At 33.0% G+C, this 24,758-nt stretch carries 23 protein-coding genes and 1 pseudogene; 13 read left to right on the forward strand and 11 right to left on the reverse strand.

Annotation, left to right across the window (positions count from 1 at the left end):
- Nucleotides 1–3: 3 nt before the first annotated feature.
- From pepT to ACFVRR_RS04435, 3 genes are all read right to left on the reverse strand, one after another.
- The gene (gene pepT / locus ACFVRR_RS04425; RefSeq protein ID WP_387325179.1) at nucleotides 4–1,245 is read right to left on the reverse strand and encodes a peptidase T; all 1,242 of its coding nucleotides are present in this window, start codon (nucleotides 1,243–1,245) and stop codon (nucleotides 4–6) included.
- A 246-nt stretch (nucleotides 1,246–1,491) separates the two neighbouring features.
- On the reverse strand, nucleotides 1,492–2,127 hold the full coding sequence (locus ACFVRR_RS04430; RefSeq protein ID WP_387325182.1) for a lysoplasmalogenase: 636 nt from the start codon (nucleotides 2,125–2,127) through the stop codon (nucleotides 1,492–1,494).
- A gap of 132 nt (nucleotides 2,128–2,259) precedes the next feature.
- The gene (locus ACFVRR_RS04435; RefSeq protein WP_387325185.1) at nucleotides 2,260–3,843 is read right to left on the reverse strand and encodes a L,D-transpeptidase; all 1,584 of its coding nucleotides are present in this window, start codon (nucleotides 3,841–3,843) and stop codon (nucleotides 2,260–2,262) included.
- Nucleotides 3,844–4,189: 346 nt separating this feature from the next.
- On the opposite strand from ACFVRR_RS04435, the gene ACFVRR_RS04440 reads away from it, so the two are divergent.
- A complete protein-coding gene (locus ACFVRR_RS04440; RefSeq protein WP_387325187.1) occupies nucleotides 4,190–6,370 on the forward strand; it encodes a DNA topoisomerase III in 2,181 nt (726 codons plus the stop codon).
- Nucleotides 6,371–6,408: 38 nt separating this feature from the next.
- On the opposite strand, the gene ACFVRR_RS04445 is transcribed toward ACFVRR_RS04440, so the two are convergent.
- Nucleotides 6,409–6,906 (reverse strand): precorrin-2 dehydrogenase/sirohydrochlorin ferrochelatase family protein, encoded by a 498-nt coding sequence (locus tag ACFVRR_RS04445; RefSeq protein ID WP_387325191.1) that lies wholly within the window; start codon nucleotides 6,904–6,906, stop codon nucleotides 6,409–6,411.
- A 275-nt stretch (nucleotides 6,907–7,181) separates the two neighbouring features.
- Between ACFVRR_RS04445 and ACFVRR_RS04450 the strand changes: the two genes are divergently transcribed.
- Nucleotides 7,182–7,715: a PTS sugar transporter subunit IIA gene (locus tag ACFVRR_RS04450; RefSeq protein WP_387325194.1), complete on the forward strand. Its 534-nt coding sequence runs from the start codon at nucleotides 7,182–7,184 to the stop codon at nucleotides 7,713–7,715.
- A 26-nt stretch (nucleotides 7,716–7,741) separates the two neighbouring features.
- On the opposite strand, the gene ACFVRR_RS04455 is transcribed toward ACFVRR_RS04450, so the two are convergent.
- Nucleotides 7,742–8,791 (reverse strand): acyltransferase family protein, encoded by a 1,050-nt coding sequence (locus ACFVRR_RS04455; RefSeq protein ID WP_387325197.1) that lies wholly within the window; start codon nucleotides 8,789–8,791, stop codon nucleotides 7,742–7,744.
- A gap of 361 nt (nucleotides 8,792–9,152) precedes the next feature.
- Between ACFVRR_RS04455 and ACFVRR_RS04460 the strand changes: the two genes are divergently transcribed.
- From ACFVRR_RS04460 to ACFVRR_RS04485, 6 genes are all read left to right on the forward strand, one after another.
- Nucleotides 9,153–10,073 (forward strand): ABC transporter ATP-binding protein, encoded by a 921-nt coding sequence (locus ACFVRR_RS04460; RefSeq protein WP_387325199.1) that lies wholly within the window; start codon nucleotides 9,153–9,155, stop codon nucleotides 10,071–10,073.
- Nucleotides 10,070–11,167 carry an ABC transporter permease gene (locus tag ACFVRR_RS04465; protein WP_387325202.1) on the forward strand — a complete coding sequence of 366 codons (1,098 nt, stop codon included), beginning with the start codon at nucleotides 10,070–10,072 and terminating at the stop codon, nucleotides 11,165–11,167. Before ACFVRR_RS04460 ends, ACFVRR_RS04465 begins: the two co-directional genes overlap by 4 nt.
- Nucleotides 11,168–11,364: 197 nt before the next feature.
- Nucleotides 11,365–13,512 carry a YhgE/Pip family protein gene (locus ACFVRR_RS04470; RefSeq protein WP_387325205.1) on the forward strand — a complete coding sequence of 716 codons (2,148 nt, stop codon included), beginning with the start codon at nucleotides 11,365–11,367 and terminating at the stop codon, nucleotides 13,510–13,512.
- 108 nt (nucleotides 13,513–13,620) lie between these two features.
- Complete coding sequence (locus ACFVRR_RS04475) at nucleotides 13,621–14,547, forward strand: glycosyltransferase family 2 protein (protein ID WP_387325207.1); 927 nt, start codon at nucleotides 13,621–13,623, stop codon at nucleotides 14,545–14,547.
- Nucleotides 14,548–14,659: 112 nt separating this feature from the next.
- Nucleotides 14,660–15,643 (forward strand): YeiH family protein, encoded by a 984-nt coding sequence (locus ACFVRR_RS04480; protein WP_387325209.1) that lies wholly within the window; start codon nucleotides 14,660–14,662, stop codon nucleotides 15,641–15,643.
- Between the two features lie 76 nt (nucleotides 15,644–15,719).
- Nucleotides 15,720–16,388 carry a uracil-DNA glycosylase gene (locus ACFVRR_RS04485; RefSeq protein ID WP_387325211.1) on the forward strand — a complete coding sequence of 223 codons (669 nt, stop codon included), beginning with the start codon at nucleotides 15,720–15,722 and terminating at the stop codon, nucleotides 16,386–16,388.
- Between the two features lie 55 nt (nucleotides 16,389–16,443).
- On the opposite strand, the gene ACFVRR_RS04490 is transcribed toward ACFVRR_RS04485, so the two are convergent.
- Complete coding sequence (locus ACFVRR_RS04490) at nucleotides 16,444–17,256, reverse strand: Cof-type HAD-IIB family hydrolase (protein WP_097974810.1); 813 nt, start codon at nucleotides 17,254–17,256, stop codon at nucleotides 16,444–16,446.
- A 139-nt stretch (nucleotides 17,257–17,395) separates the two neighbouring features.
- Here ACFVRR_RS04490 and ACFVRR_RS04495 point away from each other — a divergent pair, with 139 nt between their 5' ends.
- Both ACFVRR_RS04495 and ACFVRR_RS04500 read left to right on the forward strand, forming a co-directional pair.
- Nucleotides 17,396–17,683 (forward strand): YwdI family protein, encoded by a 288-nt coding sequence (locus ACFVRR_RS04495; protein ID WP_141437768.1) that lies wholly within the window; start codon nucleotides 17,396–17,398, stop codon nucleotides 17,681–17,683.
- Between the two features lie 18 nt (nucleotides 17,684–17,701).
- Nucleotides 17,702–18,067: a DUF423 domain-containing protein gene (locus ACFVRR_RS04500; protein WP_097974814.1), complete on the forward strand. Its 366-nt coding sequence runs from the start codon at nucleotides 17,702–17,704 to the stop codon at nucleotides 18,065–18,067.
- A gap of 51 nt (nucleotides 18,068–18,118) precedes the next feature.
- Here the strand turns inward: ACFVRR_RS04500 and gerQ are convergent, their stop codons facing one another.
- The 3 genes from gerQ to hemQ all read right to left on the reverse strand — a co-directional run bounded on the left by gerQ (nucleotide 18,119) and on the right by hemQ (nucleotide 19,942).
- The gene (gerQ, locus tag ACFVRR_RS04505; RefSeq protein WP_387325214.1) at nucleotides 18,119–18,517 is read right to left on the reverse strand and encodes a spore coat protein GerQ; all 399 of its coding nucleotides are present in this window, start codon (nucleotides 18,515–18,517) and stop codon (nucleotides 18,119–18,121) included.
- A gap of 28 nt (nucleotides 18,518–18,545) precedes the next feature.
- On the reverse strand, nucleotides 18,546–18,974 hold the full coding sequence (locus ACFVRR_RS04510; protein ID WP_387325217.1) for a cell wall hydrolase: 429 nt from the start codon (nucleotides 18,972–18,974) through the stop codon (nucleotides 18,546–18,548).
- A 221-nt stretch (nucleotides 18,975–19,195) separates the two neighbouring features.
- Nucleotides 19,196–19,942, reverse strand: coding sequence for a hydrogen peroxide-dependent heme synthase (gene hemQ / locus ACFVRR_RS04515; RefSeq protein WP_129689652.1), 747 nt, complete (start codon nucleotides 19,940–19,942; stop codon nucleotides 19,196–19,198).
- Between the two features lie 235 nt (nucleotides 19,943–20,177).
- On the opposite strand from hemQ, the gene pta reads away from it, so the two are divergent.
- Nucleotides 20,178–21,149 (forward strand): phosphate acetyltransferase, encoded by a 972-nt coding sequence (gene pta, locus ACFVRR_RS04520; protein ID WP_387325221.1) that lies wholly within the window; start codon nucleotides 20,178–20,180, stop codon nucleotides 21,147–21,149.
- Between the two features lie 101 nt (nucleotides 21,150–21,250).
- Here the strand turns inward: pta and lipL are convergent, their stop codons facing one another.
- Complete coding sequence (gene lipL / locus ACFVRR_RS04525) at nucleotides 21,251–22,096, reverse strand: octanoyl-[GcvH]:protein N-octanoyltransferase (protein ID WP_387325223.1); 846 nt, start codon at nucleotides 22,094–22,096, stop codon at nucleotides 21,251–21,253.
- A gap of 184 nt (nucleotides 22,097–22,280) precedes the next feature.
- Between lipL and ACFVRR_RS04530 the strand changes: the two are divergent.
- A pseudogene (locus tag ACFVRR_RS04530) lies at nucleotides 22,281–23,204 on the forward strand (iron-hydroxamate ABC transporter substrate-binding protein).
- Nucleotides 23,205–23,299: 95 nt separating this feature from the next.
- On the opposite strand, the gene ACFVRR_RS04535 reads toward ACFVRR_RS04530, so the two are convergent.
- Entirely contained in the window at nucleotides 23,300–24,148 is an 849-nt protein-coding gene (locus ACFVRR_RS04535) for an RsfA family transcriptional regulator (protein WP_387326042.1), read from the reverse strand.
- Nucleotides 24,149–24,368: 220 nt separating this feature from the next.
- Here ACFVRR_RS04535 and ACFVRR_RS04540 point away from each other — a divergent pair, with 220 nt between their 5' ends.
- Entirely contained in the window at nucleotides 24,369–24,596 is a 228-nt protein-coding gene (locus ACFVRR_RS04540; protein WP_025671004.1) for a YuzB family protein, read from the forward strand.
- Nucleotides 24,597–24,758 lie beyond the last annotated feature (162 nt).

Raw genomic sequence — 24,758 nt, forward strand, 5'->3', positions numbered from 1 at the left:
TTTTTACTTTGAAGTTGCTTTTTGTTCATATAATTTAATCAATTCAATCATAACATTCGTTGCTTTAACCATATTGTCGGTTGAAATGTATTCAAATTTGCCGTGGTAGTTTTCTCCACCTGTAAAAATATTTGGAGTAGGTAGTCCCATATATGAAAGCTGAGAGCCATCTGTACCCCCACGAATTGGTTCTACAATTGGTGTAATTTCTAGGTTTGTCATTGCTTCGTGAGCAATATCAACAACCTCTTTAACAGGTAAGATTTTCTCACCCATATTATAGTATTGGTCTTTTAACTCTAAAATAATGCTGTTTTCACCATGTGTTTCTTTTAATTGATTTACAATATTCGACAATGTCTCTTTTCGATTAGCAAATTTTGTTTTATCATGATCTCTAATAATGTAATGCATTTTTGTTAGTTCTACATCACCTTCAATTGATACTAGATGATAAAAGCCTTCGTAACCTTCAGTTGATTCTGGCGCTTCTTCTACAGGTAATAAATTATTTATTTCCATGGCAATTTTCATAGAATTTATCATTTTACCTTTAGCAGTACCTGGGTGCACATTTTTACCTTTTACTGTAATCATTGCACCTGCAGCATTAAAGCTCTCGTATTGAAGCTCTCCTAGTGGACCACCGTCCATTGTGTATGCATATTTAGCATCAAATGCTTTTACATCAAATTTATGTGGGCCTCTACCGATCTCTTCATCTGGTGTAAATGCAACTCTTATTTTGCCGTGTTTGATTTCAGGGTGTTGAACTAAATACTCCATCGCAGTCATAATTTCAGCGATTCCAGCCTTATTATCTGCACCAAGTAATGTTGTCCCATCAGTAGTCATTAATGTATGACCTACATATTTAGTTAACTCTGGCGAATGACTTGGAGATAATACAACATTTAAACTTTCATTTAAAACGATGTCATTTCCATCATAGTTTTCAACTAGCTGAGGGTTAACATTTTTTCCCGTAAAGTCTGTCGCCGTGTCTAAATGTGCTAAAAATCCAATTGTCGGAATATCTTTGTCAGAATTTGCCGGAAGTGTAGCCATTACATAACCATTGTCATCCATTGTTACGTCAACTAATCCAATTTTGTTTAACTCTTCCACTAGCATGCGGCCCAAAGTTAATTGGCCAGGTGTAGAAGGGCATGTTTCACTACTTGCATTTGATTGTGTATCAACTTTTGCATAACTAATTAAACGATTAATTAACTCATTTTTCATATGAAAATCTCCTTTTTTACATTTCATAATCCGTATGTAATGCGCTTTCATTTTTGTTTTTAGTGAAAAGAGGCTATATTTATATTGTAGTTCTTTCTTTGCACATTAGGAAAGTATAAATTTGCAGCGACGAAGAGGGCTCGACGTAGTTGCAAATTTTAGGAATTATGTATAAGTGCAACTACACCTCTGTCTTCACTTTAAAGCTCGCCAATCGGTGAGTTTTCTTTATTTGAAAGTAAAATATTACGCAACTCTATTTCTATTTAAAATGCTTTTAGCGATTAAAAACTGTGCTGAGTAATAGGTGATCATGATTAATTCGTGACCAAATTTAACGCTTTCTACAAATAGGTCCCACGATAAGATCGAATCTGAGATGATAAATAATAGGCTCCCCAAAATACCCCATTTGTTTCCAGTCATTATGGCTGTAAATACCATCATTGAAATGGCTACTGAATAGGCTATTACCGGAATAACTAAATTTTCCTGACCACTTTCGTTTAAAGAGCTTACTAAATTAGAGCATAGAAAAAACGCATAAATTGCAATTGGAATAATTGATAGTACACGATAAATTGAAAATCTCCATCCTGATATAAAACCAGCTGCGTAAAACAAATGCCCAATTAGAAAAGCACTTAAACCGACAACAAACCAAATTAACGTTCCGTCACCAATCATACAAAAAATAAGTCCTAAAAGTATAAGAGCGCGATATTTAGTTGATTGATAAGGAATTTGTGAAAAGGCATAACTAATAATCAACACCATTGGAATAAGCTTAAATAGTATTTTTATGCTTACAGGCTCTGAAGGAATAAAAAAGATATAGAGAATACCAAAAAACAAAATAAGTATAGGTAGATACCTCTTCAAAATAAAATTACCCCTTTCTAACTATTTCCTTTTTACTAAATATTATCAGTGAAAAGTGAAAAGAATGCTATTAGAAAAACGAAAGAACAATCTATTAAACTATAAAAAAAGCAAACCGGGAAGGTTTGCTTTTTACGCGATCGCTATTCCATATGAGTGAGCAATCTGCCCATTTGTACTAGAAGATTTTGCAATTATAACTGTCGTCCCAACATTTATTTGATCGAATAACCATTCAATCTCACTGTTATGCATTCGAATACAGCCGTGACTAACTGATTTACCAATTGAGCTCTCATTAGCATTTCCGTGTATTCCATATGAGTTTCCAGGGGAACTACCCATACTTAAGCCCATCCATCTTTTACCTAGTGGATTATTTGGAGCTCCGCCAGGAATATTTTCCTTATACCAAGGTCTATTTTTAATCTTGTTTAAGATTTTAAACTTTCCAGTAGGTGTAGGCGAGGAGGCTTTTCCTGTTGCTACACTAAATGTTTTTACTAGTTTTCCCTTGTTATAATATGAAAGTTTATTTGTTTTTGTATTAACAATAATTAGCTGCCCATTCGAAAGAGGTTGGGAGCTCTTTGCCTCAGTAAATGAAGGCTTACTTTGATTTCCAGCAGCATCAATTGATTGTACCTTTATAGGAGTAAATACTTTTAATTTACTGACCTTAAAAGTATAACTACCATTCTTTGTTGCAGCCGTTTTAGCTGTATATTTACCGCCTAGATATAGTTTAACGGAAGCATTAGGTTCTGTTTTTCCACTAATGACAGTGGCATTTTCTTTAACCGTTTGGATTGTAGGTACTGATGGTGCAGTACGATCTAACACACGAATTGAAACAGGTTTACTTTGGTTTTTACTCTTATCAACTGCAACGACTTGAAGAACTGTGTTTGCCTTTTGCTTCGCCATTTTAATAGTAAACTTACCTGCTGAGTTAACTTTACCTTTTGCTAATACTTTCTTGTTTAAGTAAACGAGAATATCAGCATTCGGTTCCGATTTACCTGATATGCTTTGTGATTGATCTGATATTGAAGGTATGGAAGTGATGGAAGGTGCGATTACATCTGAAACATATGATGTAGCAGTTTTACTTTTTAATCCAATTGAAACACCAACTGCATTTATTTTAGTAAATTCTTTTAGAGGTTTAGTATTGAATTGAAAATTACCTTTTGCATCCGTTTGTACAGTGATTACAAGTTTATTATTGTTGAAAATTTGGACGCTACTGTTTGCTAAAAAGGCTCCTGTAATGGATGTAGATTTATTTGTAATTGGGTTAATTTTTGGAGTTGGTAAATCTTTAATCATAAATTTAATCGTCTGGTCTGAAACGGTTAGAGTTTGATCATCTAGAGTAACTGAACTTAGTTGATAAGTACCTTTTATAAAAGAAGCTGTAACACCAATTTTTCCAGCATAGTAAAGATCTGAAGACGATAGGTTTTTTAGTAAAACTTCCGTCAAATTAGTCCCGTTTTTAAATGTGAGAGTTACATTGTTGAAATGTTCTTTAGTCGTTAATCCAACTTCAATAGATTGTCCAAATGTGGCTTCAGTAGTGTTTAAATTTAGATTATCTATATAATTTGATAATTCATCATCACTAAAACTTTGTGAAAAAGAAGTCGCGTTGGCTGTGGGTAATAGTACTAAAAATACCCCTAAAATTACAGATACAATCTTATTAATCATTGTCTCTCTCCTTATATATGGAATTAATTACTAAATTTGCCATATGGAGAGTGAATACCTTTGTTTTCTTAGTAAAATAAAACGTCAATTTTCAGCAAAAAAAGAACATTTGTTGAAAAAACAGGAAGAACAGGGAATATAGTAAAATTAGGTAGAATAAAAGAGAAAATAGAAAATTTTGTAGAATTAATGTAATATTAAAATGTTATATTAATATAGCTTGTTCTCACTCTCTAATCCTGTAATTTAGGTTTTCCTTGATTATATTCAGTTCACTTCCCTTTCCCCTGTTCTTAATGTTAAAGTTAGTTAATAAGAAAATTGTAAATAAACTAAGGAGTATGATATGAGCAAAACAGTAGTATTAGCGGAAAAGCCTTCAGTTGCTAGAGATATAGCTAAAGTGCTAGGGTGCAATCAAAAGGGTAACGGTTTTTTAGAAGGTAAAAAGTATATTGTGACCTGGGCATTAGGGCATCTTGTGACTTTGGCTGATCCAGAGGGATATGATAATAAATATAAGTCATGGAATTTAGAAGATTTACCAATGATTCCAGATAAATTAAAGCTTGTTGTTATTAAAAAGACAGGCAAGCAGTTTCAAGCTGTAAAAACTCAATTATTAAGAAAAGATGTTTCAGATATCGTTATTGCAACAGATGCAGGGCGAGAAGGTGAGCTTGTTGCGAGATGGATACTTCAATTGGCAAAGGTTAATAAACCAATTAAAAGACTGTGGATTTCTTCTGCAACTGATCAGGCAGTAAAAAAAGGCTTTGAAAATTTACGTAGTGGTAAGGAATATGAAAATCTATATCTTTCTGCTGTAGCAAGAGCTGAGGCAGATTGGATCGTGGGGATTAATGCAACAAGAGCACTTACTTGTAAGCATAATGCTCAACTTTCATGCGGTAGGGTTCAAACTCCGACACTTTCGATGATTTTAGAGCGTGAAAAGGAAATAAAAGAATTTAAGCAACAAACTTATTATGGGTTACAAGTATTAGCAAATAATGTAACTTTTACGTGGCAAAATCGTAAGTCGAATGACCAAAAAATTAAAACGACTGGTGAATTACAAAAAATTATTGGAGCGATAAAAGGAAAACAGCTAAAGATTAAGGAAGTTTCGACTGCTGAAAAAAAATCTTTTGCTCCGCAGCTTTATGATTTAACTGAACTCCAAAGAGAAGCGAATAAAAGATTCAACTTTTCACCTAAAGAGACATTATCCATCATGCAAAAGCTATATGAGCACCATAAAGTTGTTACGTATCCACGAACTGATTCTAGATACTTATCATCAGATTTAGTTGATACATTAAAAGAACGTTTATTAGCATGTAACATAAAACCTTATGGAAAAATCATTATGAAGTTAACGAATCAACCGATTAAAGTAAATAAGTCATTTGTAGATGACAATAAGGTTTCAGATCATCATGCGATTATACCAACAGAGCAGGCACCTATAATAAATGAACTTTCTTCAAAAGAATTTAAAATATATGATCTTATCGTAAGAAGATTTTTAGCAGTCTTACTACCTCCGTACGTATATGAACAAGAAAAAGTTATCGCAGAAATTGATAACGAGGTATTTGTTGCGAAAGGTAAAAGGGTTATTTCACTGGGTTGGAAAGAAGTCTTTAAAGACGAAGATGATCTTGAGAGTACAGAGGATCAACGATTACCAATTATTAAAGAAAATGAGCGTTTTGAAATAGCTAAAGTTATTGAAACTAAAGGGCATACGAAACCACCAGCATACTTTAATGAAGCAACACTTTTAAGTGCAATGGAAAACCCAGTCCATTTTATGTCTGGTAATAGTAATGATTTAAAGAAGACAATAGGCGAAACAGGCGGATTGGGAACAGTTGCAACAAGAGCGGATATTATTGAAAAACTTTTCAGTAGCTTTTTAATTGAAAAAAAGGCAAAAGATATTTTCATCACAAATAAAGGCAAACAATTATTAAACCTTGTTCCAGAAGCCTTGAAGTCACCAGCCCTAACAGCCGAGTGGGAGCAGAAGCTTCAAGCCATCTCCAAAGGTAAATTAGCTAAATCAAAATTTATGAGTGAAATGATTAGTTTTTCTTCAGATGCTGTGAAAGAAATAAAACAAACTGAACAAAAATTTAAGCATGATAACATGACTAGCACTAAATGTCCCGACTGCGGAAAGCTTATGTTAGAAGTAAACGGTAAACGTGGAAAAATGTTAGTTTGCCAGGACAGGGAATGTGGTCATCGTAAAACAATTTCTCAATCTACTAACGCGAGATGTCCTAATTGCTTCAAACGTTTAGAGCTAAGAGGCGAAGGAGAAGGTCAAATTTTTGCATGTGCATGTGGACATAGAGAAAAACTTTCTACTTTTAAAGATCGACGTTCGAAAGAAAAAAATAGTAAAGTTTCTAAAAAAGACGTTCAAAAATATTTGAAGCAACAGAACAAACAAGATGATGAACCATTTAATAACCCATTTGCAGAAGCCTTAGCAAAGCTGAAAAAACAATAAAGGCTAAAGACCCTGCACTTCTAACCAGTCATATGAGTTTACTCTATGACTGGTTTTTTTCGTTCAATAGCATATTCGTCCACGACATTACTATAATGATCGTCAAAATAAGTGTCCAGTTCCTTTTTTATCTTTTTGGATAGGACTGGACTTTTACCTGAAGTTGAGACTGACACAATAAGGTCTCCTCTACGAACCACTGCCGGTGTATGGAAATCACTATTATTTTGATCACTTACATCATTAAACCATTGGAAATCTGATGTACAATCTTTGACGAATTTATTTATATTTTTATCGTCAGTAGCTGCAATAACAATGTGAGCTCCAGTTAGATCAGCTTTTTCAAAATACTTATTTAGCCATTTTATTGTAGGTAACTGTTTAAATTCATCACATAGTTGAGGGCTAATAATCGTAATCGTAGCACCACTTCTTATAAATGCTTTTGCTTTTCGAAAAGCGATTTTTCCTCCGCCGATGATCGTAATTTTTTTGTTTTGAAGTGAGAAAACTAATGGAACCATTTCAGTCATCTAATCGCTCCTATCTATTAATTTGTATCGCACAAATATTTATGCAACATCATTTTATCATATGTATAACCAATTTTTAGAACTAACTAATTAATGAACCATTAGAGGTTTTTTATGTCTATTATTGTAAAAATGATACAGTTTTGTTAATAATTCAATAAAAGTTCATCTTTTCTTTAGCATAAAAGTATTTTTTCTGTTAGGATAATTAGTATTATTTTTTCTGAAAAGATAATGATAAGACTGGAATCTAAATTAAAGAAAAGGTGAGTATTATGTTTAACAAATTAAAAAAAATGTTCGGTTTAGAGGAAGAACAACAACAAGGATCTGCTCCTGTAGCAACTAAGGATGTTGTCATTAAAGCGCCATTAACTGGAGAAATACATCCACTATCTGAAGTACCAGATCCTGTATTTGCAGAAAAAATGATGGGTGATGGATTTGCTATTACACCTTCAGAAGGTGTTGTAGTAGCTCCTTTTGATGGAGAAATCGTACAAGTATTTCATACGAAACACGCTATTGGAATCCGTTCAAATGAAGGTGTTGAAATCTTAATTCATGTTGGACTAGAAACAGTTAAACTAAATGGTGAAGGTTTCGATGCTCACATAACAGAAGGACAAAAAGTTAATGCTGGAGATCATTTATTAACATTCAACATTGACTATATAAAAGAAAATGCAAAAAGCACAATTACTCCAGTTATTTTTACAAATGGAGGAGATGCGCTAGAAAATATTAAAGTTACAGCAACTGGCTCAATTCAAAGAGGTTCAGATGCAGCTGTTGCTACATTAAAATAAAAAAATAGCCCCTAGGGCTATTTTTTTTATGCAGTTCTTACTTTTAAATGTTGCTTTCGCTTTACATTTAAACCAATGAACAATGGTTTTATAGTAGGTTGTGATTCAATAATAAATTTCTTCGCAATCATAGGCACAGTTAAACCAATCAATGTGTACAATAACGGTCCATAATCGAAAAACTGTGAAAAAACAGCATTCGCAAAAATGTGGATGTACATGATTGTTAATGATTCTTTACCAAAAATTGTGCAAGGCTGGATAAATTGTAGTTTTGCTAACTTTTGACATAAATAAAGTACGGCAATCGTCATTGTTATTGGAATTAAGGCATCTAAAAATAAATGGTTATATCTTAAATATTTAAGGCTTAGATGGTAGTCTAATTTATTCATTTCATATAAGGTCATATAAAAGATGCTAAGCGCAATACAAAATATTCCAAGGAAGTTAGAAATGGATGCTATCAATTTTTTTGTAAAGAATCCTAACCCTAAAAAGAAAATAGCTAGTAGAGCAACATCCATATTCCACGGAATCGAAATTTGATTAAAGGTATTTTTACCAATTTGTGGAATTAATTTAATTGTTTCAAAATGTGCAAGCAAGTAGCAAGCAATTACGATGAATAGACGGGTACTATTCTTTTTAAAGTATAAACAGATTAACGTAAATAATATTTGAGTAATAAATAAACATGTAACATACCAAAATACGCCATGGACTCCAGTAATAAATCTACCACCAATTAACAATGAAAGGACTTCTTTTGATAAATTTGATTGGTTAATGGTTCCGTCTATTATCTCAATTGTCATGTTATATAAACTAAATAAAACCAAATACGTACAGTAAGGTACAAGCAATCTACATGTTAGTTTTTTTATAAAAAATTTGAGTTCATTAATTGAATTGACCGGTTTAAATAAGTAGCCACTAATCATAAAAAATAGAGGCATATGGAACCAGTAAATAAATGTAATAGAATTCGGACCTTCTGTAGAATGACCATAAACAACCAAAAAGATGCCGATCATTTTGGCAACATCCAACCATTTTTCACGTTCTATTTTCATTTTATCACCTTGTTTTTATGGCTCGCTTAAAGAGAAAAAACTTCAAACCATAGCCAATTTTTTAAAAATAATGTCCAACATATTGTAACCGATGAGTATTACAAAGTGACAACATGGACGTTACAAACAAGTTATAAAATGTAAATGAATATTTCATAAATGCAACAAATTAATTTTGATATTAGGTGTAGTATTGAATAATATGCGTTGGTAAAAAATGTAAATTTTTATTAAAAATTATTAATAACCAGTTCTTTCGACAAATATAGTAAGTTTTACATTATATACTTAGCAGGCTGAATTAAAAATGATAGTAAACTTTTTAAATAATCATTTCATTAGTCGAGGTGAAGGAAAAACAATGGGTTCAATTATTAAAGTTGAAAATCTTAAAAAGAGATATGGAGATTTTTACGCTGTAAATGGAATTAGTTTTGAAGTTGAAAAAGGTGAAGTATTTGGATTACTCGGACCAAATGGAGCTGGTAAATCAACGACAATGGAAATGCTTGTAGGATTAAGAAAACCAGATGAAGGTACGGCTACAATTGCAGGGCATGTAATTGGTAAAGACTCGTATAAAATCAAACAAGAGATTGGAATTCAACTCCAATCAACATCATTATTTGAACTGTTAAAAGTAAAAGAAATCATTGAAATGTACGCAAGCTTTTATCCAAGTCATATCCCGATTCAACCGTTGATCGATGAAATGCTTTTATCTGAAAAACAAAATAGTCTAGTAAAAGGATTATCAGGAGGACAAAAGCAGCGATTAGCGATTGCATTAGCATTAATTCATGATCCTCAAATCATATTTTTAGATGAGCCAACTACAGGACTTGACCCACAAGCTCGTAGAACGTTGTGGGATATCATCTTAAAACTAAAAGAACGAGGTAAAACAGTCGTTTTATCAACCCACTATATGGATGAGGCTCATGTACTAGCAGATCGCATTGGTATCATGGATAAAGGTAAATTAATTGCATTAGATACACCAAATAATCTAGTTAGTTCAATTTCTGCAGAGAGTGCGATTGAATTTAGGACAAAAGTACCAGAGCAAGAAGAAAAATTCGCACACTTAGACAATGTAATGAATGTCGTGATTAACCATGATTTCGTAACATTGTATACACGTAACTTACAAGCTTCATTAATGGCTTTACTTGAGTATACAAAAGAACAAGATATGACGATTTCGGATTTATCGACTAGATCTGCGACTCTTGAGGACGTATTCTTACATATGACTGGAAGGGGGTTACGTGAAGAATGAAGGCTTATTATCAATTGACTTTAGCGCAACTCCGGATTTATGTACGTAATCGTCAAGCACTAATTTGGACACTATTATTTCCTTTTTTCTTTATGATTATTTTCGGTTTAATGTTTAACGATGGGAATACAACTAGTTATTCAGTAAACCTAATTGATTATGACAACACTCAAGTTAGTAAACAAATTACAACTGTTTTAGAGAAACAAAAGTCACTTAAAATTCATAAAAAAACAAATGAATTAAAATCTAAGAAATTATTATCTGATGGTAAAACCGATTTTGTAATCGTCATTAAAAAAGGATTTCAAAATCAAGTTACAACTAAACAACAATCCGCTCCTGCACAAATAAAAGTACTTTATAATGAAAGTAATGCAGGCCAGCTTCAAGGTGGAATAGCAACAATCACAGCATATGTTGATGCCGCTAGTAAACAAATGGCAGGATATACACCTAAAATCGTAACAGACTTTAAAGGTGTAGCTGGTATTACTCTTTCATATTTAGACTTTTTAGTGCCTGGAATTATTGCAATGCAAATCATGAATAATAATATGAATGGTGTCGCTGGCCAAATCGCCTCTTGGAGAGAACGAGGCGTTCTAAGACGAATGCAAGGCACCACATTAAGAGCTTCAACCTTTATTGCCGCGCAAATTACAGCAAGGCTAATATTGAATAGTTTACAAGCCATCTTAACAATTTTAATTGGCTACTTCGGATTCGACGTAAGTATTCGAGGATCATTCCTATTAGTAGTATTGTTAGTAGTATTAGGTACATTAACATTTATGAGCATTGGATTTATTATAGCAAGTTTAGCGAAAAGTCCAGAAAGTGCTGGACCAATTGCAGGCTTCATATCGTTCCCACTAATGTTTTTAGGTGGAGTATTTTTCCCTGTAAATAATATGCCCGAATATTTACAACCGATTATAAAGACAATTCCAATTACGCATTTATCAACCGCAATGCGTGACATCATGAATGTCGGAGCATCATTTGGTGATTTACTTCCAGATTTCGGTTGGTTATGTGTCTGGATGGTCGTAAGCTTCTTAATCGCTGCACGTACATTTAGATGGGAGTAAGGGCAGAAACTAGAAAATGAATAATGTAGATGAAATAAAGTAAAATAAAGTATTTGATCAGAAAAGACTTTCGCTAATTTTAGTGAAAGTCTTTTTTATTTTACCTTTTCTTATCCCGACTCCCATTCTTGCCTTTAAGAATAGTTAGGCATTATTTATTGCATACTATTTAAAAATTAAGATTAGGTGAGTTATAGGTGACTTCAATATTTGAAATCTATTTTCGTGATGTAAAGCGAGTTGTAACAAATTGGGCTGCATTGATGATTATCATTGGTTTAATTATCATGCCCTCAATGTATGCATGGTTTAACATAAAGTCTTCTTGGGATCCGTACGGCAATACAAAGGGTTTAAAAATTGCAATAGTAAATGAGGATCGTGGTGCTACTGTTTTAAACAATAAAATTAATATCGGTAACGAAGTAATACATTCTTTAAAACAAAATCCTTCTTTAGGCTGGAGATTTACAAGTAAAAAAGTCGCAAATGAAGGCGTTAAACAAGGAAAATATTACGCTAGTATTTTAATTCCGAATGATTTTTCAACTAAAATTAGCACAGTTTTAACAGATCATCCTCAAAAACCTGTACTAGTTTATCAAGTTAACGAAAAACTAAATATTGTTGCGCCTAAATATACTGAAAAAGGTGCAACCGGTATTGCGAGTGAGATTACAAAGAAATTTGAAAAGACCGTAAGTAAGGAAGTATTGCAGGAATTTAATAAAATAGGAATAGATTTACAAGCAAATTTACCTGAAATAAAAAAATTTGAGCAAATGGTTTTTAAGCTTGAAAAAGATTTACCCGAAATAAAGACAACTGTGAATACAGCCTTAAATGACTATAAAAAAGTACAAAGTATTATTCAAACTACAAAAAAAGATATGGAATTGATTAATAACATCGTAGCAAATGGTGAAAAATTAACTGCTAGCTTAAGTGGGTTTTTTAATCAAATTAACAAAGCAATTCAAGATTCAACTCCTTTTATTAAAGAGACACTTAACCTACTCCAGAACCAGTCTGTTGTTATACAAAGTACTTTATCACAATTACAGAATCAAACGATTAGTCAAGACGAATCCATGAGGCTATCGAATGATATCGGAAAGGTACTACCGAATTCAAGAAATATGGTTACTTCTTTAAATCAAGTTCTTCAATCGTTTAATAGCTTAGGTACTAAATCAGATTTTACTAAAGATGTAAGTTCATTAAAAGATTTAGAATCAGATTTAATGATGATTCAGAATGAGAATGCTCAATTAAAAAGTGCAATACAAAGTGGAAACGGTGTACCGAATGATTTACTTCAAAAAATGAATGAGAGAGCGGCAAGTATAAATAACAAAATAAACAATCTAACTGGAAATTTTGATCAAGATTTAGCGCCAAAAATAAGGGAAGCTTCAAGATTAGTGAATGAATCATTAAAAAATACCCAGACTGTTTTGGCTGATGCAAAAACGAGTATACCTACAATAAAAGGTGTACTCCAGGACACATCAAATTTATTAGCTACCAAAAAGGGTGATATACAACAATTAGTAAATGAGTTACCAATGATTGAAGCGAAAATAAAAAAAATAGCGAATGAGATTAGAAAGGCTAAAGAAAAAGGAAGCATCGAGGATTTAATAAATTTTCTACGAACAGATATCGAAAAGGTAAGCGACTTTTATTCCAGCCCAATCGCAATAAAAAAGGAGCGAATGTTTCCGATACCGAATTATGGCACAGGCTTGACTCCTTTTTATACAACCTTGTCGTTATGGGTAGGAGCTTTATTAATGGTATCGTTATTAACTACTGAAGTTCATGAAGAAAAACCATATAAAAGTAGAGAAGTTTATTTTGGAAGACTATTGACCTTTATAACTATTGGAGTATTACAGACATTAGTAGTGACTACCGGTAACTTCCTAATACTAGGAACTTATGCAGCAAGTAAAGGTTATTTTATCTTATTTGCACTATTGATTAGCATTGTATTTACGTTTATTGTTTATACGCTTGTTTCAGTTTTCGGTAATATCGGGAAAGGCATCGGTATTATCTTTTTGGTTCTCCAAATATCTGGAGCGGGAGGAGTTTATCCGATTCAAGTAACTCCACCATTTTTCCAAAAAATAAATCCGTTTCTACCTTTTACCTATGCATTAAGCTTATTAAGGGAGGCGACTGGTGGGATCGTTTGGGAAACCATTTATAAGGACCTTCCAATACTAGTTCTTTTTGTCATTATTGCAATCATAGTGGGGGTAGTTCTTAAAGCAACTATTAATAAAAGAGCAAGTAAAATTGCGGATCTTTCCAAGAAGAGTAGACTCATCCATTAGTCATTTGAAAAAATAAATTCATATAAAAATCATTGAACTGTTTTGCCAAGTGCTATAACATAGATAAAAGTTATATCTTAATAGCTTTAGGAGAAGTAGGTGTTTTGTATGATATTATCAGTTGTTGTATATTGCTATAACAATGGAGAAAATTTTGAGAGATTTCACGTTAATTTATCAAATACAGTAAAGTTACTTAAAGAAGATTATGAAATTATTTATATAAACGACGGAAGTGATGATGATACACTACTAGCACTTCAAGTCGTTGCAAATCATAGCAGTCATTTAAAATATATCTCGTTTACTCGCCGTTTTGGAAGAGAGGGAGCAATTTGTGCTGGACTTGAACATGCAAAAGGCGATGTAGTCATCCTAATGGATGGAAACTTTGTACATCCACCGAATGTTATTTTAGAGATGATGGATGAATACAAAAAGGGATATAACCATGTAGTTGCATCGAAAAAAATAGAGAATTCAGTTCTAAAAAAAGCAAAAAAAGGCATTTTTGAGAAGTTTATTAAAAAATTTGTGGACCCTGATATTTTGCATAACGAATCAGACTTTCGTTTGTTAAGCAGAAAAGTAGTAAATGCAATTTTAAGCATGCCTGAATCAAACCGCTATTCAAAAGGTATTTTTAACTGGATTGGTTACAAAATAAAAACGATTGAGTATGAAATAACATCAAGAATCATTAACAAAGAGTCAGAAGTAAAAAGACTAGATTCGATAAAAAGATCCATTGAATATATACTGTGCTTTAATACAAGACCATTGAGGTTGTTAACGAAAGTCGGATTACTATTAATTGGTATAAGTATTGTAATCTTTTTTATGATGAGCTTTAAAGTTCTTTTAGTTGGGATTAGAATTCCTGGTTTATATACCATTTCCAATTTCATTATGTTATTTGGCGGAGTTCAAATCTTGATGATTGGAGTTTTAGGCGAATATTTAGGAAAGATCTATTACGAAACCAAAAGAAGACCCCAATACATTATTGAGGCTTCAAGCTATGATGAAAATTAAATTTTACGATTTGATAAATTTGGAAATTCGACAAGAATCTTGTCGAATTTCTTTTTTCGTTACATAATATTCATAGATAGAATATTATTTTTATGAAAGCTTGGAGAATAAAATGGGGAATATTTATAAAGCTATTCCGGGGGTAGTTCTTTGCCTTTTAATTGCACTTATTAGTGAATCACTTTCTTATATATTGCCGGTTGGAGCAGCAACATTTTCAATATTAATCGGGTTGATTGTCGGTAATACAGTACACTTAAATTCTTATTTTGAAGTCGGTAGAAAGTTTGCAGAAAGTAAATTATTAGAGGTCTCAATATTTTTATTAGGAGCAACGATCAGCATTCAAATGATTAGCCTACTAGGATTAAAAGGAATTTTGTTAATCGTGACACAAATGTGTTTAGTCATCATTTTTACGATTTGGTTAGGCGAAAAATTAGGTTTTGGTTTGAATTTTAGCTATTTAATGGCAAGTGGAAATGCAGTTTGCGGTTCATCAGCAATTGGCGCAACAGCCCCAGCTATACAAGCCACGCAAGAAGAAAAGGGACTGGCTGTCACACTTGTAAATATGATGGGAACAATCTTAATGTTTATTATGCCTTTAATAGCATCTGTATTATATCACTCAGAAACATTGCCGACCTCTGCACTTATCGGAAGTACATTACAATCAGTGGGACAAGTAGTTGCTAGTGGTAGTTTAGTGAATGATGAAGTAAAGAATTATGCCACTTTATTTAAACTGATTCGAGTAGTTTTTTTAGTTTTTGTAGTTTTTAGCTTATCTACTATAAAAAGAAGACACATAGAAGAGGAATCTATTGAAAAAGTAAAAATCCAATTTCCTTGGTATGTAATTGGATTTGTCATACTTTGTGTCTTTTATAGTTTAGGATTGCTACCAGGTTGGGCTGCGAATATTTCAAATAAGACCAGTCACTTATTTGAAATTATTGCACTTGCCGCAATAGGTTTAAATGTAAATCTAAAAATGATCATTAAACAAGGGAAGTCCCTTTCACTTTATGCATTAAGCATCGTAGGTTTTCAAATCATCATCGCAATTTTGCTAATTCAAGTAATCTATTAAAACCCGCGAACAACGACAAGAAACAACAAAATAGAGCTATTTCTCGGGAAATTTCGTCAGGAAAGGTGGTATTTCATTGCTTCAACTATCATCAAATTGGAGAGAAAAATTAAAACCAGAGTTTGAAAAACCGTATTTTAAAGATTTATTGCAATTTCTTGAAAAAGAATACAAGGAACAAACAATATACCCTGCCAAAGAGCATTTATTTCAGGCTTTAAACGAGTGTTCATATGAAGATTGTAAAGTTGTGATTATTGGACAAGATCCTTATCATCAGCCAGGTCAAGCGCATGGGTTAAGTTTTTCAGTATTACCGGGAGTAAAAATACCTCCTTCTTTAAGAAATATTTATAAAGAGTTAAATAGCGATTTAGGGTTAGAAATACCAACGAGCGGTTATTTAATTAAGTGGGCGAAGCAGGGGATCTTATTATTAAATACTGTTTTAACTGTTCGGGAAGGGGAACCAAATTCCCACAAAAATAAAGGATGGGAACTTTTTACGAATACGATCTTATCCGAGTTAAATAAGCAAGATCGTCCGATTATTTTTGTTTTATGGGGTAAAAATGCTCAAGCTAAAGAAGAATTGATTACGAGTAACCAACACGTAATATTAAAATCACATCATCCAAGTCCATTGTCAGCTAGTAGAGGATTCTTTGGAAGTAAACCATTTTCACAAATTAACCAAAAACTAGTAGAACTTCAAACTGAACCGATTGACTGGACAGTAGAGTAATCAATAAATGAGATTTAAAGAAGGGTTGTCCGAATAGACAGCCCTTTCGTGTTTATTAATTATTACTCAATATAAACTTTTCAACAACTTTAGCGACACCATCTTCATTATTTGTAGAAGTGACATAATCTGCCTGTTGCTTAATTTCTTCAGGAGCATTTCCCATCGCAACGCCTAGCCCAGCAAATTTAATCATCGGTAGGTCATTATATCCATCTCCTACAGCGATTACTTCGTCTTGTCGAATTCCTAAAATTTGAATTAAGTGATTTAGACTTTTCCCTTTATCTACTTCACTGTTCGTTAGTTCTAAAAAGAATGGCTTTGAGCGCATGACACTAATTTTACCTTCCAGCTCTTTTTGAAGTATTTTTTCAACTTGAGCTAATTTTTCTGGATCCTCCAACATTAACAATTTTACAACGTCATTTTGAACATGCTCAGTAAAGCTACTTACTTCTTTAATAGGCATGCCTGTGAGCTGGCCTTCGATATCAGTATATTGATTCCCTTTTTCTGTAATAATATCATTTTCAACATATGTATGAACGAAGACATTATGTTTCTTACTAATCTCATAAAGTTCATGTGCTTGCTCTTTTGTTAGCGTACATTCATAAACATTATTTTTTGTTCGATAGTCAGTAATGATTCCTCCGTTAAATGATAGGACATAGCTACCATAATCATGTAGTAATAGTTCCTCAGCTAACTTATGCATAGCAAAGGTTGGTCTACCGGAAGCTAACACTACTTTTACACCCATATCTTGAGCTTTGAGTAAAGCTTCCTTCGTTTTTTGCGAAATAACATGTTGATCCGTTAAAAGGGTGTCATCGATATCCAAAACAATCATTTTATAGTTCAAATTATATTACCTCCTAAAAATTAACTTTTTTAGTATACCACCGTTCGATTAAAATAGTGCTTAATTTGGTTGGTATTCGCTTTCAGAAAAAAGCCATAGTATAATAGGGTTTATTGGATTGTGTTAATAAAGTTTGGTGGTGATTTATCTGAATATCAGTGTAGAAAAAGTAATCCAGCAAATTGAAAATGAGTTACATAAGGCAAAAGTAAGTACGCAAAAACCTGGACAGCTTCGAGAAAGAATTGCCAGTATTCGTTCTTTATGTGAGTTACTTCTTGAAGACGAGAGCAATGTTGAGGTTCCAAAGAATATAGTAACTAGTAGTATCGTTCAATCAATACCAAGTCAGCCTATTATGTCCAGACCTTCTGCTATGCCTAAATTGGATGACTCGGAACAAAGTGGATCATTATTAGATTTTTAAGATAAAGGGGGAGAAGAAGTGAAACTATTTTTCTTATTTGGTAGTATTTTTGCATTTTTAGCAATCGCATTGGGTGCATTTGGAGCACATGGACTTGAGGGGAAAATTTCCGAAAGATCACTTCAAATTTGGCAAAAAGCTGTTCAATATCAAATGTTCCAAACAGGTGGACTATTTATCATTGCATTTTTAATTGATAAATTTGGTTCAACAACTCAATTAATGTGGGCGGGATGGTTATCTATAATTGGAATCATCTTATTCTCAGGAAGCTTGTACATATTAAGTGTATCTGGAATTAAAATACTAGGTGCGATTACTCCACTAGGTGGTTTAGCATTTTTAGTAGCTTGGATATTAGTAGGAATTTCAGTAATGAAATAAGAAAAGTGTTCAATAAAAGTGCAATTATTGCACTATATTGAACACTTTTTTTTAAAGTTGATAAGGCAATGCTATTTCTTCGTCAAATGTGACGTAATCTAAGTAAATTGTCAACAGTATGAAAGTTTTGGTTGTATTTACATCTCTGAGTACAATATGATCACGTCCAGCTCCCATAATATATCCTACAAATACTTGTTGTTGGTGACCAGAGAAAGTCATATAAACCGTAGCAATTTTCCCGCGATTGGCTCTAAGTATATTTTCAACATAGGATTGTTCAAACATACTAGCCGAGGCGGTAACTTGCCCTTGTTGGGTAATCATACCGCCTGATGGGGCTGCATATCCTTGCCCCTGTCCGGTTTGTTGTCCTTGCCCTTGCCCTTGCCCTTGGGCAGGTTGCGCCGCACGATAAAGATTTGGATAATATTCGTAAGGATTACTCAAAGAAAAAACCTCCCTTAGTTAAATCAAATTAAACACTGTAAACTTTAGGACAATCTTCAGCAGTTGGTTGATAAAAGCAATGCGACTTAAATCTTCCCGCTAGTTTTTGGTTAAACCAAGTTCCTGGGCATGAACCTGCAGGTCTGAAGAACCATAGGCCATAAGTTGCTGGCCAAAAACGCTGTCCTGCTATTACTTTTCTAGATAGCTCAATATCTTGGTCCCTGGCACGTTGATAAAAGTAAGATTTTTGAACAGCTTCGAATCCACCTGGATTCTGATAAACCATATCTTTTATACTTCGAATGTCTCTAAAATCTAAGCAATCACATAAAACCCTATTAACACATACATTACCAACCATTAACATACCTTCTACACCTTCGCCTTCAGCTTCAGCACGCATTAATCTAGCAAGCAAAGCAACCTCAGCGTCAGTATAACGAATTACAGCCATAAAAAAGCCTCCTCATCCGAATTAAATATTCTGCATGAATCCCATTGGTGATCGGAAAGCGAGGACTAATTAGTTCGTTCACTACTGTAACTATATTAAAATTGAAAGGAACATATGACTTCTTTTCCAACAGGAAAATAAAAAAACTTCTCAAAAAAGAGAAGTCTTTTAATTTATATACTATGACTGTTCGTATTCAGTGGATACTCTTAAGTATTCAATTATACGTAAAGATATTTTGAGAATGCATCTTCTTTTAGAATTGTTCCAACAAAGAATGAACCAAAGACTCCATAACGAGCACTTACTTCATCAAAGCGCATTTCATAGATTAATTTTTTGAATTGAAGTACGTCTTCAGAGAATAAAGTAACGCCCCATTCATAATCATCAAAACCTACAGAACCAGTAATAATTTGTTTAACTTTACCAGCGTAAGTGCGACCAATTTTTCCATGGCTGTACATCATTTCTTTACGAGCACCTGAAGGAAGCATGTACCAATTATCTTCGCCTTCACGCTTTTTATCCATTGGATAGAAGCATACGTATTGAGATTTTGGTAAAGCAGGGTAAAGTCTAGCGCGAACATGCGGATTTTGATATGGATCGCCATCTTCTTCGCTTAAGTAATTACTTAATTCAACTACAGAAACGTATGAATAAGTTGGAATCATATACTGAGATAATGTAGTTTTATTAATTTCTGTTTCAATATGTAATAACTCATCCATTGTAGGTCGTAAAACCATAAACATAATGTCTGCTTTTTGACCTAAAATATTGTAAATAGCATGGCTACCTTCACCAGAATCAGCAACTTGATTCCATTTTGAGAAAACTTGTTGGAACTCTGTAATCGCTAGTTGACGCTCATCACTACCTAATTGTTTAAAAGCATGCCAATCCATACTTCTAAAATCATGTAAACAATACCAGCCATCTAAAGTTTTTGCAGCTTCACTCATTTTAAATCCCCCAAACGTTATCGTATTGATTTTCATTTATATAGCATACTACAAATAAAAGTATTTTGTAAAAACATACAAAATTATACAATATCCAAATTTAGTTAGAAAATTAGGAATTAATTTACTTTAAATGATAGCGCTTTATTAAATATATTATATTTTTCATTATTCTAAAAAGGTTTTATTCTAATTATGTACAAATAAAATAATTTTAAAGATTTTGGAGGCAATTATGAGCAACTTATTTGAAAGCATTAAACAAAAAGTATCAGGTAAAGGTATTTCAATTGTTTTACCAGAAGGTACAGATGAGAGAATCTTAACAGCAGCTGACAGACTAGCGAAAGAAGATGTATTAAAACCGATTTTAATAGGTAACGTACAAAACGTAAAAGAAAAAGCAAGTAGCTTAGGTTTAGAACTTCAAGGAGTAGAAATTTTAGACCCATCTACTTATAAAGAAATGGATCAATTAGTTGCTTCATTTGTTGAACGCCGTAAAGGAAAAGCAACAGAAGAGCAAGCTCGTAAAGCATTATTAGACCCAAACTACTTTGGAACGATGTTAGTATATGCAAACATTGCTCATGGTTTAGTTAGTGGTGCTACTCATTCAACAGCAGATACAGTAAGACCAGCTCTTCAAATCATTAAAACTAAACCAGGCGTTACAAAAACATCTGGTGTATTTATCATGGTTCGTGAGGATGAGAAATACGTATTCGCAGATTGCGCGATTAATATTGCCCCAAATAGCCAAGATTTAGCTGAAATTGCAATTGAAAGTGCAAAAACAGCTAAACTATTTGACATTGACCCTAAAATCGCAATGTTAAGCTTTTCAACTAAAGGATCTGCAAAATCGCCTGAAACTGAAAAGGTTGCTGAGGCAGTTAAAATTGCAAAAGAGCTTGCTCCTGAATTAACTTTAGATGGCGAGTTCCAATTTGATGCAGCATTTGTTCCATCTGTTGCAAAAAGCAAAGCTCCTGATTCAGTTATTCAAGGAGATGCTAATACATTCGTATTCCCAAGCTTAGAAGCAGGTAATATTGGTTACAAAATTGCTCAACGTTTAGGTAACTTTGAAGCAATCGGACCAATCCTACAAGGCTTAAATATGCCTGTTAACGACCTGTCTCGTGGTTGTAACAGTGAAGACGTTTATAAACTATCAATCATCACAGCTGCTCAGTCACTATAATTAGGACGGAGTTAAGGAAAAAGAGTGATCTCTTAAGTCAATGAACTTTTGAGCACTCTTTTTTATTGGAACACTTTTTGTTAGTTTAATTAATGTCATAATCACTCTTGCATAGAACTAATATCTGAATTACGATCAATCATTCGTTGCAAATGATAATTATATAATTCTATTTCATCATCATGTAAGGAGTTCGGTGTTAATTTTGGCGTTAATTTAATTAATGATTGAAGTAGTCTTGTCATTACATCCGTCACTGTAAGATTTAATGGTAGAAGTTCGGAAAGCGATGCCATTGTATCAGGTATAATTGTAGGATATTTAAATGAAGTTTCTTTGTTATCAATCGCAATTTCATAAAAATCTTTAATAATTGAAGCACGTTTCGAACCACTTTCGTTAATACATAAATAAATTTGAACAGCAACCCCTTTACGTATCCTACGTTGAGAGATACCAGCAAATTTCTTGTTATCAATACTTAAATCAAAATCTCCAGGACAATATGATCCTACTATTTCTTTTGCCACTATTTTATTTGTTAAATCCTTAAACATATCTTGTATTAGTGCATACATCGTTTCATAACCATCATTAATTTGCAGTTTATGTTCAGCCTCTGGAAAGAGAATAGATATATTTAGAACCCCTTCATCTAAAACAACAGCAAGCCCACCTGAATTTCGCACGATTGCTTTGTATCCATGGTCATTAAGAAATTTAACCCCACTCGTTAAATTCGGTAGTCTAGTATCTTGTATTCCTAGAACTATTGTGTTGTGGTGTACCCAAGTTCGAATTGTCGTTGGAGACTCCATTTTCCCAATTTTTGTACATAATGTGTCATCTAATGCAAAAGATTGGATCGCCTCAAAGGATGGCCCTAAAGTTGATCCGTCTATAAAACGTATTTCATCTGTTTGTAACCGATTCAAATGTTGATTCATTAAATAAGCCCCTTGCGTTTTGCTTTTGTTTTCCTATTTTAGCATGATTTTAAACTAAATTAAAAAACTTCATATTCTGAATGTAAATATAAGTTGACAATAATTCGAATCAAACATACATAAAATAAATTAATGAAAATGATAATTGTTATCAATTATAAAACGATAAAAAAAGGAGATTCGAATGAAAAAGTTAATATTACCATTGATTCTTATTTTTGTTTTAATTACGAGTGCATGTAGCCATAATTCGTCAAATAAGAAGGCGAGTACTTCAAAGATGGACGGTCAACCTAAAACAATTACATATCAATCGGAAACTGGCCCCGTTGAAGTACCAACACATCCAAAACGCGTAATCTTAATTTCAGGTTTTACGGGTAATGTCATTTCTTTAGGAGTAATTGTTGTTGGGGTAGATGTTTGGTCAAAGAATAATCCAACCTTTAAGAAGGAATTAAAAGATGTAGCGGAAGTATCGGATGAGAACCTTGAAAAAATAATTGAATTAAAACCAGATTTAATAATTGAATTATCAAATATTAAAAATATAGATAAATTGAAAGAGATTGCTCCAACGGTAACATACACTTGGGGTAAATTAGCTTATTTAGCACAGCATATCGAAATTGGTAAACCGTTAAACAAAGAGAAGGAAGCAACAAAATGGGTTGATGACTTTAAACAACGTGCGGAAAAAGCCGGAGATGAAATTCGCGCTAAAATCGGAGAAGATGCAACTGTATCAGTATTTGAATCATATGATAAACAGCTATATGTATTCGGTAATAATTGGGCACGCGGAACTGAAATACTTTACTAAGCAATGAAATTAAAAATGCCTGAGAAAGTAAAAGAAGTGGCTTTAAATGATGGTTATTATACACTTTCTACAGAAATGCTACCACAATATGCTGGAGATTACATTACTTTAAGTAAATACGCAGATGCAGATATATCGTTCCAGAAAACAGATACATATAAATCTATTCCAGCTGTAAAAAATAATCGTGTATATGAAATGCTTGGCAATGGCGCTTCGTTCAGTGACCCAGTTACACTTGAAAAACAGCTAGCATTCTTTAAAAAATCATTTTTAGGAAATTAATAGATTGTAACGGGACTTTCAAATTTAGTATGCATGAAAATAGAGGAACTAAATCTTAATTAAGATTTAGTTCCTCTATAATATAACTGACAATGTTATTCTGCAATTTTTTCTAAATTTCCGTTTTTATCCATTCTAAAGGATGTTGCTGCTGGTTTCTCTTCCTCTTCAAATAATATTAATTTTCTAGCACGGTTCATTATTTTCATCATTGTTTCATAGTCTTCTTGAACAGTAGTAGCATCTTTTTCAAGTTTTTCTACTTGTCTCTGTAACTGTGAATTTCGTTCCTGTAATTGCATAAGCTCTCTTTTTAGTTGATCATTTTCACGGACTAAACGATCGCTACCAATCTGACTGCTTGAAAGACCTTGTAAAAACTGGATGACATCAAACATTGTAATTGAACTTTTTCTTGTATTCATTGGTGAAGCTGGTGGAGTCTGAATCTGTGATTGATACTGATTTTGAACGGAAGGAATACTTGAATAGATCTCAGTCGTTGGTTCCTCGTTATGTGTTACTTCTACACTCACATCATTTTCAGTATCAGTTTCCACAAAAGACCCAAATTCTTGATCGAGTTCAAGACCATATTCTAAATCTTGTTCATCATTTAAATAACGATCAAAATTACTAGATACATCTGTTTGTATATAACTAGATTCAGAAGGTGTATATAATAACTTTTTCTTAGCATCTTCACCTTTAGCGTGTCGAAGCTTTTCTTTACGGAATTTCTTAGCTAATTGAAGTGCCTTTTCATAATTATAGCGAACTACAGCATTCCAACGAAAACCACATGCAGCCGAAGTTCGTTCTAAAACATCGCCCACTTCTTCAAAGGCATTTAATTGAGTACTACCTTCTCGTACGTGACGTAAAACGGTTTCCGCTAAAAGTAAATCATTTTCTTCAGTCCAAGCATCCTGTCTTAATTTCATCATATAAATTTCCCCTCAACTTTCTTTTATTCAATTAATTGATTTAATTTCCTAGCTGATTAATAGAAGTTTGGACAAAAAAATAGAAAACTATACAAAAAATAGAAAATAGTAGAATACTATTCGGAGTGATTTAATTGGAAAACTTGCATGTCCTTTTTGGAACGAGTAAAATTACTGCTGAGTATGTTCAATTTAGAACAGAAAGGATTGTAAAAAAATGTCAAATGAATTTAGAATATGTGATGACTGCCAGGCGACAAATATTAAAACATTAGTCCCTCGCTTAAAAAGAATAGATGATGAAGCAGAGATTAAAATTGGTTGTCAATCTTACTGTGGACCAGGACGAAAAAAATCATTTTGTTTCGTAAACAATCGTCCCCTATCTGCACCTAACGAAGATGATCTACTTGTAAAGATAAAGTCAAAACTAGGTAAGAATTAAACGCTCCTTCATCTTTAGGAGCGTTTTTTTGATATAATAGATAGAAATGTGGAGAAAGCTTGCCCAGCTCTGAAGGGAATATCTCCATTCAGCTGAAGAAGTGGTGATCTTTCCACTTCGAAGATGGATGGAATATTACCGAAGAGCTAGCTTTCGGAACTA

The organism is Gottfriedia sp. NPDC057948 (assembly GCF_042887255.1).
Taxonomy (GTDB): domain Bacteria; phylum Bacillota; class Bacilli; order Bacillales; family Bacillaceae_G; genus Gottfriedia.